The sequence below is a fragment of the Endozoicomonas montiporae CL-33 genome, from assembly GCF_001583435.1.
GTDB classification, from domain to species: Bacteria; Pseudomonadota; Gammaproteobacteria; order Pseudomonadales; family Endozoicomonadaceae; genus Endozoicomonas_A; species Endozoicomonas_A montiporae.
Map to the genome: position 1 here is coordinate 4,955,059 of NZ_CP013251.1, position 13,206 is coordinate 4,968,264.

A 13,206-nucleotide genomic window follows, 5' to 3' on the forward strand; every position below is an offset into this window, starting at 1 on the left:
TTTAATGCTCGATTGCGTATAAAAAGTTCTATTTTCCGAACTGCACGGCAAATGAGTAATGAGGCTTCGCAAGAAAACCTAACGAACGTACATTAGAAGCTTTCGTCCTGCACCAGCAGTTGCCATTACCAACACTCAATAGAAAAACTTACATGCTATACGTGTTGCATTTGTTGCATTAAACCAATACTTGAAAAATTCAAACTTATATTTGATTCGCCTATTTCATGATACAAGTCAAAAAACAGTACTTCATTAAGAGTAAATTAGCAGCTGACCATCAATAACAATAATCATCAGACGTCATAATCGCTGCAGGAGGAATCTATGAGAACCTTCAGTCATGTTGGTATTCCAACCCCGGACATTCATGCGGGCGAATCACACAATGAAGGGGGAGGCTTTTTCGTTACCGATTTTGAGCAAAGCGATAGCCGGGTTGAGTGGTTACGCTGCGAACCAGACTGCGCCCTGCCACAAATGCTACAAAACATGCCGCACGTTGCTTTTGAAGTCGATGATCTGGATGAAGCACTAAAAGGTGCTGACATTCTCATGGAACCCATGATGCCAAAAGACAATTTAAAAATTGCTTTTGTTATCGAAGACGGTGCGCCCGTTGAATTAATGCAAATCATTAAACACTGACAGGGAATACTTCATCATGGTCATGAAAAAGCTGATTAACAATCCTGAAAATCTCACGCCTGAATTACTGGAAGGCTTTGGTCTGGCGTTTCCCGATAAAATTAAAATCGCTTCTGAAAAAATTGTCTGCCGCGCTGCACCGAAACCTCAGCATAAAGTAGCCATTGTCTCCATGGGAGGCGCAGGCCACGAACCTGCCATTAGCGGTTTTGTAGGTGAAGGCATGCTGGACTACTCCGTGGTAGGTGACATCTTTGCAGCTCCCGGTGCTCCCAAAGTATTTGAAGCTCTGAAAATGGCAAACCGAGAAGCGGGCGTACTGTTTGTTGTCCTCAACCATGAAGGCGATGTGATGGCGGCCAACATGGCAATGGAAATGGCAAAGCGTGAAGGTCTGAACGTTCGCATGCTACTCACCACGGACGATATCAGCGCAGGTCTGGAGTCTGACCGGAAAGATCGCCGCGGACTGGTTGGCTGTGTGCCTCTGTACAAGATTGCAGGCGCTGCGGCAGAAGCAGGTCTGAGTCTGGATGAGGTCTACGACATTGCCTCACGTTTCAACGAACAGGTCGCCACACTCGCCGTTGCCATGAAAACAGCGACTCACCCTCAATCCGGTCTGGCCATTGCCGAACTGGCTGACGATGAAATGGAAATCGGAATGGGCCAGCATGGCGAAGGTGGCGGTGGTCGCTGCAAGCTGCTGACGGCCAATGAAACCGCTGAAATCATGCTCAATCATTTATGCACGGCAATCGACGTACAGAAAGGCGACGAGTTGATGCTGATGTTGAATGGTACGGGTGCTACCACACTGATGGAACTGTTTCTGGTCAATCGTGCCTGCCACATTGCCATTAAGGAAAAAGAAGCCTCCATCCAGTGCAGTGCCATTGATGAATACCTGACGGTGCAGGAAATGTCAGGCTTCCAGATGTGTCTGGCAAGAATGGATACCCAGATGAAAACCCTTTGGGCAGCCCCCTGCGACGCACCCTACTGGATTCATCGTTAAGGAATACAGAAAGAGGCTCCCTGTGAGCCTTTTTCTGTCTGTGGAGAGAATAATCATGAAAATACTCTCAACCATGGACATTACCGGCATGCTGGAGTCAGCAGCAGCCCATGTGATGTCGAGCATTCAGGAACTGAATGAGCTGGATACCCAAATAGGCGACGGTGATCATGGCACCACCATGAAACGGGTGATGAGTTCTCTATGTAAAACATTGGAAACCGATACCGAAAACGACACCAAAACGCTGCTGGACTCTATCGGCTGGAACATTATGAGTCAGGACGGCGGCTCCGCCGGTATGCTGATGGGCATGTTTTTCAGCGGGCTGGCTAAAGGCATAGAGCCCGATCAGACCGCCGAAGAGCGCATGTCGGCGATGCTGAAGCACGGAGCCGACGCACTGCTGTCAGGCAGTGGCGCCGGAGTTGGTGAAAAAACCATGGTGGATGCTTTAGTTCCAGCAGTATCAACTTTTGAAGAAACCATTAAGGGCGGCGGAGATTTCCTTCAGGCGATGAGATTGTCATCCATTGCCGCACGACAGGGGGCAGAGGACAGCAAAAAAATGTTACCTACCCGTGGTCGGGCAAAAAACCTCAAAGAGCGGGCACTGGGCGTAGCCGACCCGGGAGCTACCAGCATTGCCCTGATTTTTGAAGGTTTCTATCACTATTGCGAGCACAGGGGGTTGTATGACTGACAAAGAAGGTAACCTGTCGGCAAAGGATTACGGCATAGATCAGCCCGCTGAAGGCTCGCTATTTCATGTCAAAGGCATGGAACATTGCGACTGGGGCATGAAAGATCGCCTGTCCCGAATTTTTCAGCCTGAGTCTGGCAAAACGGTAATGCTGGCTTTTGATCATGGCTATATTATGGGAGCAACCGCCGGTCTGGAACGCCTGGATCTCACTATCGAACCTATTGCACCTTTTGCTGATGCACTGATGGCCACCCGGGGCGGTTTACGCACGTGCATATCTCCCAGCCACAATAAAGCCGTTATTCTGCGCTCCTCTGCAGGCAGTACGGTACTAAAAGACGACATGAGCCAGGAAGTCATTGGTGTGGACGTGCAGGATGCACTGCGAATGAACGCAGCAGCGATGGCCGTACAGTGCTTTGTAGGCGCCCCACACGAATGCGCCAGTCTTGAAAATCTTGTTCGGGTGATTGATTCCGGTAATCAATATGGCATCCCTACACTGGCCGTGACTGCGGTTGGCAAAGAGATGGAGCGCACTCCCAGATACTTTATGCTGGCCACCCGGGTTCTGGCAGAACTGGGAGCGCATATTGTCAAAACCTATTACTGTGAAGACTTTGAGAAAGTCGTCGCGGCATGCCCTGTACCTATCGTTATTGCTGGCGGAAAAAAACTACCGGAGCGCGATGCTCTGGAAACCGTCTATAGAGGTATTAGTGATGGTGCAGCCGGTGTTGATATGGGCAGGAATGTTTTCCAATCCTCTTCCCCAATCGCCATGATGAAAGCCATCAACGCCATTGTTCATGATGGTGAAACTGCATCTCATGCCTGGGATCTGTTCGGCTACGAGCAATCCATTCGTCAATAAAAAACTATTGATCAACAATAGGGCAGAGTGAAAGCCTCCGCCCTATTGTTGATTGACTCGAAATCCATTCCGCTATTTTGCTTAACGACTCATCATCTGCTCAACCGACAGCTTCAGCTCCGGATGGTGACGCAAGATAAATTCTTTCTGCTTTTCTTTTGACCAGCCCAGAGTGCTCAGCATACCCAGCAGGTTTCCCAAATCAGGTGTTGCAGCTGCCCTGTGGTGACGTCGTCGCTCTTCCGCCTGTTGGTGGGCACAGCGGGCATCATAGCCACTGAGCGTATTGTTCCGCCGGAGTTCACGACTGATTGTACTGCGATGGCATCCCAGTTTTCTGGCAATGTCGGCCTGGCTTTTCCCCTCTCTTCTCAGTGACCAGATAGTGATACGATCTTGTTCTGTTAACTGCCTGTAACTCATATCCGAATCCCCTGTCGTCCTTCCCGGAGAAATAATAAACCTGTCGTGCAAAAAAAATTATTGGCTTGGGGCAATAAAAGTTCCGAATATCTTGTAGCAGGCCAAGAGGATGGATTGTTCTGCTATTCCCTAGCCGCTATAGTAGAGGGAATAAAACGGTCAGCTGGATTTTATGAACGACCCGAATTTAACAGAGCTCAGCCAGAAAATAGAATATCTGGTGAGTCTCTGTAATAAATTAAAGGAAGAAAACAGGCTGCTGCGGAATGAGGAACGCAAGTGGCAGCTTGAACGTGCCTATTTGATGTCAACAAAAGATCAGGCGAGAGGTGAGGTCGAGGACATGATCAAACGATTACGAGGATTGGAGCAATAAACATGATTGAGAACCCTTCGACCACTTCTGTCAAAATTCTCGATAAAGAATACCGCATCAGTTGTCCTCGTGAAGAAGAAGCATCACTGCACAAAGCTGCACATTATCTCCATGACAAGATGAAAGAAATCAAGTCGGGCGGCAAGGTGATTGGTCTGGAGCGTATCGCTGTGATGGCAGCTCTGAACATGAGCTATGAGTTAATGCAGATGAAAGATAGTCAGTTTGAAAACAACACCGATGCACAACAACAAATTCAGGATATGATGGGCAAGCTGGATCAGGCTTTGACCAATCTTGACAGCTAATTCTTGACCGACCGACTCAAACAGCGAACATTCTTCACCAGAAAAGCTCACCTCCTTACATCCTAAGGCACTATTAAAAAATAAATCAATAGCAAAAAAAACCTACAGACTTGAGCGCGATAACCGATATAATCGGGCTCAAGTCTCCCTGGTCTGTTTGCCAGTCATTAAAGACCCGGGCTGATAATACCATACCAGGAGGTTCCTCGTTGGTGCTGGAGCGCAAGTCCACCTCGCAGTGGAAAGCCCGATTCACTACAGCAACTTCCACCGTTGCTTAACAGCAACGGGCTTACGTGGCAGCGGCAGTTTGGGGAGGCTTACAATCATTCAGTTCATGTCGTCTTATTCCCTCTCAGATTCTACAAAAACTCCCTAAAAACAAGGCTTAAATGCCAAACACCCAAACTCATGCTCGATTTATACCCTCGTCTCATACTGAGTACTAAGGTACATTTAGTACTTGGCAGCGCAAATAAAAGTGCCCAAATGCATGCCCAACTTTTCCTCCCGTTACCCAGCAGCAACGGAGAAGCTGGCATATATTGACTGACCCGATAACGAAGAATAAGAAGTCACAACAATGGCAAAGAAGCATTTGTCGGACGCCGACGTCAGAAACAAAAAGCCTGAAAGCAAGGAAACCACTCTGGTTGATGCCACAGGCGTGGTATGCCGGATTTTCCCTTCAGGCAGAAAGACCTTCTGCTGGCGATACGTCGATCAGCATCGCAACAAACAACAGTCCAGAATTGAGTACGGCGACTACCCTGACCGATCATTGGCTGATGCCCGCCGCATACATCTGTCCGCAAAGTCCGCCAGAAAGAATGGGTACGATATCAAAGACCCCGCTGTGCTGAACCGGATCATTAAGGAAGTTGTTAAAGACGCCGCCGACTTTGTCCCACTCCACAAGGAATACACGCTGTCGGACCTGGTGGCAGACTACTTCAAAGGACACATCGAAAAAAACAATATCGGCCCACGTCCTTACAACCGGATAAAAAAACACGTCGAGCCGGTGCTGGGGCATCTTCCCGCAGACCGGATTCCCGCTGAAGAAATCAAACAGCTCATCACCCAACTGCGCGAGAGCAACCAGAAAGACCGAACCATTTTCGATACCATCCGCTTCAGCACCTCGATGTATCGCTGGGGCATTACCCAGTTCAAATGCAAGACCAATCCATTCCAACCTTACGTACCAAAGCAGAAACGAAAAGTTCGCACGTCCTACTATCCGATGTACGAGCTAAGAACCCTGTTGATCAACCCCGATGGCTACCCCATCAAGAACGACTTTTATCTTATCCAGAAAGCTCTGATCCTGTCGGGTACACGCCGAACACAAGTACTGGAAGCCGAGATTAACGAATTCAACTTCGACAACGGTAACTGGACCATTCCCCCAGAACGAGTCAAGAACCAGAACATGCTCAAAGATGATGAGGAAAAAACGCCCTTTATCATCCCAATGTCCAGACAGCTGATGGCAACAATACGCACGGCTATTGAACAGTACGGCAATCACAAGCATGTATTTGGCAGCAAAAAAACTGAATTCACTGATCAACAATGGCAACGCATTCAAGAGGGTTCATCCAGTGCCCGGTATTACAATAACGAGATAAAGACCTACCGCGAGCACTATGGCATTACCAACCGAACCAATCATGACCTGCGACGTACACTGGAAACCAATCTCACCAACCTCGGCGTCAGCGAGTTCATTACCACCGCTATGACCGGGCACAGCCGCAAGGGCATGAGCAAGACCTACAATCAGGCCAAACAGATTCATGTGATGAGAACCGCGTTTCAGATGTGGGCCGACTTCATTGACTTTATCTGCGATAAAGATGAAACCTATGCCGTCTACTTTGAAGAACAAAGACCCAGCCGTGAACTGAAAGACATTTATGCCACTTTCAAATTCAATGACCGGATCATTGATACGTTTACGATTTTTGAGGACGGGTAATGATGGGAGTTGAACAAGGTGAGAAAGGTAAAGGTTGACCACACTGGTCAACCCAACCCCGTCAGCATCGACTCAATAGCACGACTCACATCATCCCGCTTCCATACTCGCCTTTTTGAAGCAATGATGTACCCCTCCGGAAATTGTTTCTGCTTGATCAACCGATAAATGGTCGCTCTGGACAAGGTGGTCATTTTCAACACCTCATCAATGTTAATCAGTTCATAGTCCATTATGACGCTTCCTAAGCCTTAAATGGTCAAACACATACCTACCGATGGTAGATCTGAGAAGTAGCCTGAATTTCGGGTCAGTGATTATCGAAAATGGCTGATTTACAGTACGCATTCCGGTCTTTATTTAGTTTATTTTTCAACCAATCCCAGAATTAAAGACCTGATTTCGTACTCACACTGACCCGTATTTCGGGCAAGCATTTTTATTATTCAGTGATTACCAACACTCAATGGCACCTTTGCCTTGCGACTTTTATTTTCAGGTGGTTTATAGCGTGGCACTTCTTTCTTCCATAGGCCGGACGGCACTCTGGTTTCACCTACCTCCAGTTTGCCGCCACACTCATCAATAGCATAAAGCGTTACGGCATAGAGATTAGGCCAACCTCTTGTAAATGCATGCCCCAAACGAGTCAGCTCAATGAAACCATAATGAAGCAGCTCATCTCTGGCACGCTGCAAAGTGCCCTTGGATTTCCACCCTTGCTTCTCCATAATCGACCAGCTCGCGCAGAGGTCTCCGTTGTTGGTGATGCCTTTGCCTTTACCAAATCGAAATTGATCCATCATCTGCACCAACAACTTAACGGCATTGCCACTTAACATCCTGAAGTTAGGACTGTTGATCAATTCATGTGGTAAACGGACAAATTTGCCACTGCTTCTCCTGCCTTTTACTTTAAGGCGATCCATTGCCTCTCCCCCTTATTGATCCGATCCTGCAACCTGTTCTTCCATCCACTGATGCACAACGTCCTCCAACCAGACATTGATACGGGAAGCAGACGACAGTTTTGTTGGGGCTGGAAATTCCCCCCGTTTGATCATGCGCTCTATGGTGGAAGGGGACAGGCTGGTTATTTCAACAACCCGTCCTTTGCGGATATAGCGGGGTGGCGTTTTAGTGGTCATTAATGATGACTCCTGCTGTTTTGTTACGTTGCAAGAATCATCGTATTCATGACCTACGATAATAAACAGGAAGATTTTTTAACGAAAAACATTCCGGTTACTTCTTATCCAAAAATTCATAGTTAAGCAGCGTTTTAATATATGCAGGATTCTTTGCCAGATTCTCTAATCGGTTTACGGTCTTACGGACATTATCACCAACGTCATCCCATGCCCGGTCGGAAAAGACCGTCTCACCGATCAACTCTAGGGGTATAGAAGTTCCTCGAATCTCAGCCCATAAACGTAAATCCAGAACTGCCAAGATCCGATGCTGGTGAAACAACCGGATCTTCGACTCTGTCATCAGCTTGGTCGGTTCCGGTAGATTTAATTGATCCCGATAGAAATGAATGATGCTATCAAGGTCTGATTTTATCAGTGCGTTTGTAGCAGCAAAATCAACTCTCACATAGCCGACACTTTTATCCCTTCGCCGCTTCGGGCGATCATCTATGCGCTCAAACCAGACACCCATATCATGAAACATATCTTCTATATCAGCGTCATCTTCCAAATTGAAAAATATGTCTCCAAATGTGGCTGGGCTAATCACTCCCCTGCCATTATCAATCCCTGCAATGAGAGATTGCTCTTCACGATCAAATATTACCGGTATGCCCTCATACTCTGGTATGCCGTGGTTTGTAACAGGCTTCCCCGCATGAAGCGACGAGAAAAAATCATTTGATTGTTTTTGCGACTCACTTCCGACACTAAGCCTCCTGGAATGAAATGGGCAGCTTTGCAACTCTTCAAATAACGAGCTTTGGCTAGAATACTGCTCCCTGATTCGATGGCGGTGCATAAACTCTATCCCCCATTCTCTGGGCTTCAGGTGTTCGGTACCTTTATATTTTTCCAAAGAAAACCATTCGGGAAGCTTTTTTATTTTTGACATTACAACGCCCCATATAAACGACAATGGAAATATGCCCCACATCACCTTGAAGAACAACCAGCTCTAACGGTTTCAAAAAGGTTAACAAATCTGAAAAGTCACTTTTCCGAACGGTTAGCTAACCGTTAGTGACTTTGTAGTAGAGAGCTTAAAACACCTTCCACGAATTCATGGCGAACTCATAGCGAACAAATAGCGAACTCGTAGCGAACCGTTCGCAAGCCGTTCAAACACCACCCCCTTTCCTGTAACCTAGCCCCCAACACCCACATTCAAAGCAGTCCGCACCACCAGCAGCCGGACGCAAGCATTACCGGTCACCAACATGCCCAACACCCAAACCAACCTTGCCGCCTTCATCTGGTCCGTAGCTGACCTCTTACGTGGCGATTTCAAACAATCCCAATACGGACGCATCATCCTGCCGTTCACCCTCCTGCGCCGCCTCGAATGCGTTCTGGAGCCAACCAAAGACGCCGTCGTCGCCCAGCACGAAAAAGTAAAAGCCATGAACCTGCCGGAAGACGGCATGGAAAAAATGCTGCTGCGGGCTACCCAATCATCAGATCGCCCCGGCGGTCTGTCGTTCTTCAACACCTCCCCCATGAACCTGTCGAAGATGGGTCAGGGCGACATCAAAGACAACCTGGAAAACTACGTCCAGTCCTTCTCCCGTGATGCCCGTGAAATCTTTGAACACTTCAGGTTCGATGAATTTGTCGGCACCCTGAACGAAGCCAACCTGTTGTATAAGGTGGTTCAGAAGTTCACCAACATCGACCTGAGTCCCAAAGCGATCAGCAACCACGACATGGGTCTAGTATTTGAAGAACTGATCCGCCGCTTTGCCGAATCCTCCAACGAAACCGCCGGTGAACACTTTACCCCACGGGATATAGTCGAACTCACCACCTCGCTGGTGTTTATGGAAGACGACGACGCCCTGAACAAAGAAGGCATTATCCGCACCATCTACGACCCCACCGCAGGGACAGGCGGCTTTCTGTCGTCCGGTATGGAATATGTGTACGAACACAACAAAGACGCTGTCATGCGTGCCTTTGGTCAGGAGCTTAACCCGGAATCCTACGCCATCTGTAAAGCCGATATGCTGATCAAGGGGCAAGATGTCAGCCGCATCAAACTGGGCAACACTCTGTCGAACGATCACCTGAGTGGCGACCAGTTTGACTACATGCTGTCTAATCCGCCGTTCGGGGTGGACTGGAAGAAGATTGAAGGCACGATCAAAGATGAGCACACCTTAAAAGGTTACGACGGTCGCTTTGGTCCCGGCCTGCCAAGAGTATCCGATGGTTCGCTGCTGTTCCTGATGCACCTGATCAGCAAGTTCCGGGACATCACCCCGGATAATCAGAACCCCAGCCGCATCGGCATTATCCTTAACGGTTCGCCGTTGTTTACCGGCAGTGCAGGCAGTGGTGAAAGCGAGATTCGCCGTTATATTCTCGAATCCGATCTGCTCGAAGCCATTGTCGCCCTGCCTACGGATATGTTCTACAACACCGGCATCGCCACCTATGTGTGGGTGCTGACCAATAAGAAGTCCGACGAGCGCAAAGGCAAGGTGCAGTTGATTAACGGCGTGGATCTGTGTGGAAAAATGCGAAAGTCCCTTGGTTCCAAGCGCAACATCATGAGCGAAGCGGATATTAAAACCATTACCCGTTGCTTTGGTGGATTTGAGGCGGTTGAACAGCAAGCATTAGACGATGTGCAGGATGCACAAGTGTCGCGGGAGGCAAGGATGCCGGGAGCGACCAAGCCTGCTGAACAGAAAAGTAACCGTGGTCGCCAGTCAGACTCCTCAAAAGTGAGGGCAACTAAAACCTTTTCCAGTAAAATCTTCGACAGCCATCAATTCGGCTACCGTCGTATTACCGTAGAACGCCCACTGCGCCTGTCAGCCCAGATCACGGACGAAGCCGTAGAAGGCCTACGCTATGCACCCAAACCGTTTAACGCTGTCATGCGCTGGATTCACAGCGAATACGGCGATGAGTGTCATACAACGCTCACAGACAACGAAGAAGCCATCCGCACCAAGATCAAAAAAGACTTTAAAGAACTGAAAGAGAAGCAGATCAAAGAGGTACTGAACGACAAACTCTGGCTGTTCCAGCGGGGGCTGATGGAGAAAGCCCAAACCCTGCAAGATACTCTTTATGGTAACGAGGGCACAGAACTGTCCAACGACTTCAACCAGTTCGACAAAGTCCTGAAAGCCGCCCTCAAAGCCGCTAACTTAAAGCTGGATGCCAAAGAGAAAAAGCAGTTTCTCGATGCCGTTACCTGCAAGAACCCCGAAGCCGAACCTGTCATCAAAAAGGTACTGAAGGAAGACGCACAACCACTGTACGGCGCATTTGAATACAAAGGCAAAGTCGTCGAATTCCAGACCGATGGCGACCTGCGGGATAACGAGAATATTCCCCTTGATCCGTCCGTGACCACCCGTGAACTGATCGAAACCTACTTCAACCGCGAAGTGGCTCCCCATGTCCCCGATGCCTGGATCAATGCCGACAAGTGCGACGCCCAGGATGGCGAGATCGGTATTGTGGGTTACGAGATTCCCTTTAACCGACACTTCTATGTGTATCAGCCACCCCGTGCGCTGGAAGCCATTGATGCCGATCTGGATGCGGTCAGCGGGCGCATTATGAAGCTGTTGGCGGAGGTGCATTCGTGATGGAACTTACCAAAGCTTACGATCACTACCGTTACAGCAATTATTATCGAACTGAACTCCCCGCACATTGGGTAGAGAAGCGATTAAGCTTCCTTGCCAAAGAAGAGAGAACCGCTTTCGTTGACGGTCCTTTTGGCTCGGATTTAAAAAGTAGCGACTATAAACCTTCTGGAGTCCCACTCATCCAGCTAAACAACATTCGAGATAGCAAACATCTTCTACGTAACATGAAGTTTGTCACGGAAGAAAAAAAGGAAGAGCTTTGCAGGCATGTAGCTCTTCCGGGGGATGTGGTTGTCGCTAAAATGGCTGAACCTGTCGCACGGGCTGCAATTGTAGCCAACGATTATCCTGAATATGTGATCGTTGCAGATTGTATAAAGATGACCCCGAATCTCAGATTGGTTGATCTGCGCTTCCTTGTTTGGGCTATAAATTGCGATGTCGTAAGGATAAACGCAGAATTAGTATCGACCGGCACAACCAGAATACGCATAAGTCTCGGTGAATTAAAAAAGTTAAAAATTCCTTTTCCTCCAAGTGATGAACAGAAGCTGATAGCCAACTTCCTCGACCACGAAACCGCTAAAATCGACATTCTGATCGAAGAGCAGCAATCCCTGATCAGGCTGTTGAAAGAAAAACGACAGGCGGTGATCAGTCATGCCGTCACCAAGGGGCTGAACCCTGATGCACCGATAAAGGATTCCGGTGTGGAGTGGCTTGGGGAAGTGCCGAAGCATTGGGAGGTACAGCGGCTAAAAGACTTACTCGTTGAACCAATGAAAAATGGTTTGTTCAAGAAAAAAGATCAGTTTGGCTCTGGAAGTCTATTGGTTAATGTTAGCGACTTGTACGTTGACGAGCATTTTATCGAGCAGGACTCCTTGGATCGAGTACAAACAACACCAGAAGAGCGGGAAGTGTATAAAGTCGATAGCGGCGATATTTTCTTTGTCCGCTCGTCTTTAAAGCTCGAAGGAATTGGTCGATCTGCGTGCTTTTTGAGTGAGTCTGAAGACGTTGTTTTTGAATGTCATATCGTCAATGGAAAGCCTAAAAAGCAATCGGTTTCTCCAAAGTTTTTGACTCGCTATTTAAATTCTCAGCCGGTGTCACAAGAATTTATTCGTAGGTCGAAAACGACAACAATGACAACCATTGATCAGGGTAGCCTGGCAACAATCAGTACAGTTCGACCGCCACTGGAAGAAGCGTATGCCATAGATGCTTTTCTTGATCACAGATTAAACCATATGAATAGTGCAGTAACCGATGCAGAGCGATCAATAAAACTGCTCGAAGAACGCCGCACCGCCCTAATCTCCGCCGCCGTCACCGGCAAAATCGACGTGCGCGGATGGAAGAATCCCCAAAAACAACACTGAAGGAATAACAAATACAAATGGAGAAACAAGCAGTTCTCGACCTGTACAGAGAGCAGTACAGCCTTGAGATTGGTCGCAAAGATGCCATTACATCGCAATGCCAGACTCGATTCGCCATTATTGTCACTGAAGTCAGTTTGCTGATTTATATGTTCAAAACGTTTGCACTGGAGGCAAATGGTTATGTTCTTGCAGGTTTTGTCGCTACTGGGGTGATTACTGTCATTTTGGTTTGCAAAGCAGGAGTTTTATTATCTTCGGCATATACGGGTAATGAATACAGCTACCTTCCCCTGGTCAGCGAGATTGATGCTTACCGTAAAGAACTGGAAAGCGTCGAGTCTGCTGGAAGTCAGTTCATAGACCACCTTCTGGAGGAATACAGCGCCTGCTCTGGAAGTAATGCAAAGCTTAACGACAAGAGATTGAGTTTGCTGAATCGGTCACTGAATTATATTCGCTACTCCGCAATAGCTTTTGCGCTGACTGGCGCTCTATTTATAGGGGCCGATCTGGACTCCTCTTCCCCAAGAAAGCCATTAGAAGTTGAATTTGATAGCTGCTCACTTTGCCTGAAGTCGAATACAAGTACAGAGGTTAAGGATGAACGACCATAACAATACTGACGATAAGCAACCTTCAAAGTTTGCAAACAAGGAAACTCCGAAGAAACCCCAGCG

At 48.0% G+C, this 13,206-nt stretch carries 14 protein-coding genes, 1 other RNA gene and 1 pseudogene; 11 read left to right on the top strand and 5 right to left on the bottom strand.

Features of this window, described 5'->3' with window-relative positions:
- Positions 1–327 precede the first annotated feature (327 nt).
- From EZMO1_RS22855 to lsrF, 4 genes are read left to right on the top strand one after another with little or no spacing between them, the layout of a single operon-like run.
- Positions 328–648, top strand: coding sequence for a VOC family protein (locus tag EZMO1_RS22855; RefSeq protein WP_034877969.1), 321 nt, complete (start codon positions 328–330; stop codon positions 646–648).
- A 22-nt stretch (positions 649–670) separates the two neighbouring features.
- The gene (locus EZMO1_RS22860) at positions 671–1,666 is read left to right on the top strand and encodes a dihydroxyacetone kinase subunit DhaK (protein ID WP_222842158.1); all 996 of its coding nucleotides are present in this window, start codon (positions 671–673) and stop codon (positions 1,664–1,666) included.
- 55 nt (positions 1,667–1,721) lie between these two features.
- Positions 1,722–2,369: a dihydroxyacetone kinase subunit DhaL gene (gene dhaL, locus EZMO1_RS22865; protein ID WP_061509733.1), complete on the top strand. Its 648-nt coding sequence runs from the start codon at positions 1,722–1,724 to the stop codon at positions 2,367–2,369.
- A complete protein-coding gene (lsrF, locus tag EZMO1_RS22870) occupies positions 2,362–3,246 on the top strand; it encodes a 3-hydroxy-5-phosphonooxypentane-2,4-dione thiolase (protein ID WP_034877967.1) in 885 nt (294 codons plus the stop codon). Before dhaL ends, lsrF begins: the two co-directional genes overlap by 8 nt.
- Before the next feature lie 324 nt (positions 3,247–3,570).
- On the opposite strand, the pseudogene EZMO1_RS28355 reads toward lsrF, so the two are convergent.
- Positions 3,571–3,669: pseudogene (locus EZMO1_RS28355) on the bottom strand (helix-turn-helix domain-containing protein); the annotation flags it as partial.
- Between the two features lie 172 nt (positions 3,670–3,841).
- Between EZMO1_RS28355 and EZMO1_RS22880 the strand changes: the two are divergent.
- The 4 genes from EZMO1_RS22880 (at position 3,842) to EZMO1_RS22895 (ending at position 6,337) form a co-directional block, all read left to right on the top strand.
- The gene (locus tag EZMO1_RS22880) at positions 3,842–4,045 is read left to right on the top strand and encodes a TIGR02449 family protein (RefSeq protein ID WP_034877965.1); all 204 of its coding nucleotides are present in this window, start codon (positions 3,842–3,844) and stop codon (positions 4,043–4,045) included.
- 2 nt (positions 4,046–4,047) lie between these two features.
- A complete protein-coding gene (locus tag EZMO1_RS22885; RefSeq protein WP_034877964.1) occupies positions 4,048–4,353 on the top strand; it encodes a cell division protein ZapA in 306 nt (101 codons plus the stop codon).
- Positions 4,354–4,495: 142 nt separating this feature from the next.
- Positions 4,496–4,674: non-coding RNA, 6S RNA (gene ssrS, locus EZMO1_RS22890), on the top strand.
- A 262-nt stretch (positions 4,675–4,936) separates the two neighbouring features.
- Positions 4,937–6,337, top strand: coding sequence for a tyrosine-type recombinase/integrase (locus EZMO1_RS22895; protein ID WP_034877963.1), 1,401 nt, complete (start codon positions 4,937–4,939; stop codon positions 6,335–6,337).
- Positions 6,338–6,384: 47 nt separating this feature from the next.
- Here EZMO1_RS22895 and EZMO1_RS22900 read toward each other — a convergent pair whose 3' ends face one another.
- The 4 genes from EZMO1_RS22900 to EZMO1_RS22915 form a co-directional block, all read right to left on the bottom strand.
- Positions 6,385–6,570 carry a helix-turn-helix transcriptional regulator gene (locus tag EZMO1_RS22900; RefSeq protein ID WP_034877962.1) on the bottom strand — a complete coding sequence of 62 codons (186 nt, stop codon included), beginning with the start codon at positions 6,568–6,570 and terminating at the stop codon, positions 6,385–6,387.
- A gap of 213 nt (positions 6,571–6,783) precedes the next feature.
- Positions 6,784–7,266 carry a hypothetical protein gene (locus EZMO1_RS22905; protein ID WP_051790406.1) on the bottom strand — a complete coding sequence of 161 codons (483 nt, stop codon included), beginning with the start codon at positions 7,264–7,266 and terminating at the stop codon, positions 6,784–6,786.
- 12 nt (positions 7,267–7,278) lie between these two features.
- Entirely contained in the window at positions 7,279–7,485 is a 207-nt protein-coding gene (locus tag EZMO1_RS22910; RefSeq protein WP_034877961.1) for a helix-turn-helix transcriptional regulator, read from the bottom strand.
- Positions 7,486–7,582: 97 nt separating this feature from the next.
- Positions 7,583–8,425 (bottom strand): DUF6387 family protein, encoded by an 843-nt coding sequence (locus EZMO1_RS22915; protein ID WP_145912710.1) that lies wholly within the window; start codon positions 8,423–8,425, stop codon positions 7,583–7,585.
- 325 nt (positions 8,426–8,750) lie between these two features.
- Between EZMO1_RS22915 and EZMO1_RS22920 the strand changes: the two genes are divergently transcribed.
- From EZMO1_RS22920 to EZMO1_RS22930, 3 genes are read left to right on the top strand one after another with little or no spacing between them, the layout of a single operon-like run.
- Positions 8,751–11,138, top strand: coding sequence for a type I restriction-modification system subunit M (locus EZMO1_RS22920; protein ID WP_034877959.1), 2,388 nt, complete (start codon positions 8,751–8,753; stop codon positions 11,136–11,138).
- Positions 11,138–12,526, top strand: coding sequence for a restriction endonuclease subunit S (locus tag EZMO1_RS22925; protein ID WP_034877958.1), 1,389 nt, complete (start codon positions 11,138–11,140; stop codon positions 12,524–12,526). The genes EZMO1_RS22920 and EZMO1_RS22925 overlap by 1 nt, the downstream gene beginning before the upstream one ends.
- Before the next feature lie 17 nt (positions 12,527–12,543).
- Entirely contained in the window at positions 12,544–13,143 is a 600-nt protein-coding gene (locus EZMO1_RS22930) for a hypothetical protein (RefSeq protein WP_034877957.1), read from the top strand.
- Positions 13,144–13,206: the final 63 nt, after the last annotated feature.

What these genes read in the sequence shown, in the direction of transcription:
- EZMO1_RS22860 (WP_222842158.1), top strand. Translation starts at nt 671, where the DNA reads ATGAAAAAGCTGATTAACAATCCTGAAAATCTCACGCCTGAATTACTG.
- EZMO1_RS22915 (WP_145912710.1), bottom strand. Translation starts at nt 8,425, where the DNA reads ATGTCAAAAATAAAAAAGCTTCCCGAATGGTTTTCTTTGGAAAAATAT.
- EZMO1_RS22895 (WP_034877963.1), top strand. Translation starts at nt 4,937, where the DNA reads ATGGCAAAGAAGCATTTGTCGGACGCCGACGTCAGAAACAAAAAGCCT.
- EZMO1_RS22855 (WP_034877969.1), top strand. Translation starts at nt 328, where the DNA reads ATGAGAACCTTCAGTCATGTTGGTATTCCAACCCCGGACATTCATGCG.
- EZMO1_RS22900 (WP_034877962.1), bottom strand. Translation starts at nt 6,570, where the DNA reads ATGGACTATGAACTGATTAACATTGATGAGGTGTTGAAAATGACCACC.
- EZMO1_RS22925 (WP_034877958.1), top strand. Translation starts at nt 11,138, where the DNA reads ATGGAACTTACCAAAGCTTACGATCACTACCGTTACAGCAATTATTAT.
- EZMO1_RS22930 (WP_034877957.1), top strand. Translation starts at nt 12,544, where the DNA reads ATGGAGAAACAAGCAGTTCTCGACCTGTACAGAGAGCAGTACAGCCTT.
- EZMO1_RS22910 (WP_034877961.1), bottom strand. Translation starts at nt 7,485, where the DNA reads ATGACCACTAAAACGCCACCCCGCTATATCCGCAAAGGACGGGTTGTT.
- EZMO1_RS22880 (WP_034877965.1), top strand. Translation starts at nt 3,842, where the DNA reads ATGAACGACCCGAATTTAACAGAGCTCAGCCAGAAAATAGAATATCTG.
- EZMO1_RS22920 (WP_034877959.1), top strand. Translation starts at nt 8,751, where the DNA reads ATGCCCAACACCCAAACCAACCTTGCCGCCTTCATCTGGTCCGTAGCT.
- EZMO1_RS22905 (WP_051790406.1), bottom strand. Translation starts at nt 7,266, where the DNA reads ATGGATCGCCTTAAAGTAAAAGGCAGGAGAAGCAGTGGCAAATTTGTC.
- EZMO1_RS22885 (WP_034877964.1), top strand. Translation starts at nt 4,048, where the DNA reads ATGATTGAGAACCCTTCGACCACTTCTGTCAAAATTCTCGATAAAGAA.
- lsrF (WP_034877967.1), top strand. Translation starts at nt 2,362, where the DNA reads ATGACTGACAAAGAAGGTAACCTGTCGGCAAAGGATTACGGCATAGAT.
- dhaL (WP_061509733.1), top strand. Translation starts at nt 1,722, where the DNA reads ATGAAAATACTCTCAACCATGGACATTACCGGCATGCTGGAGTCAGCA.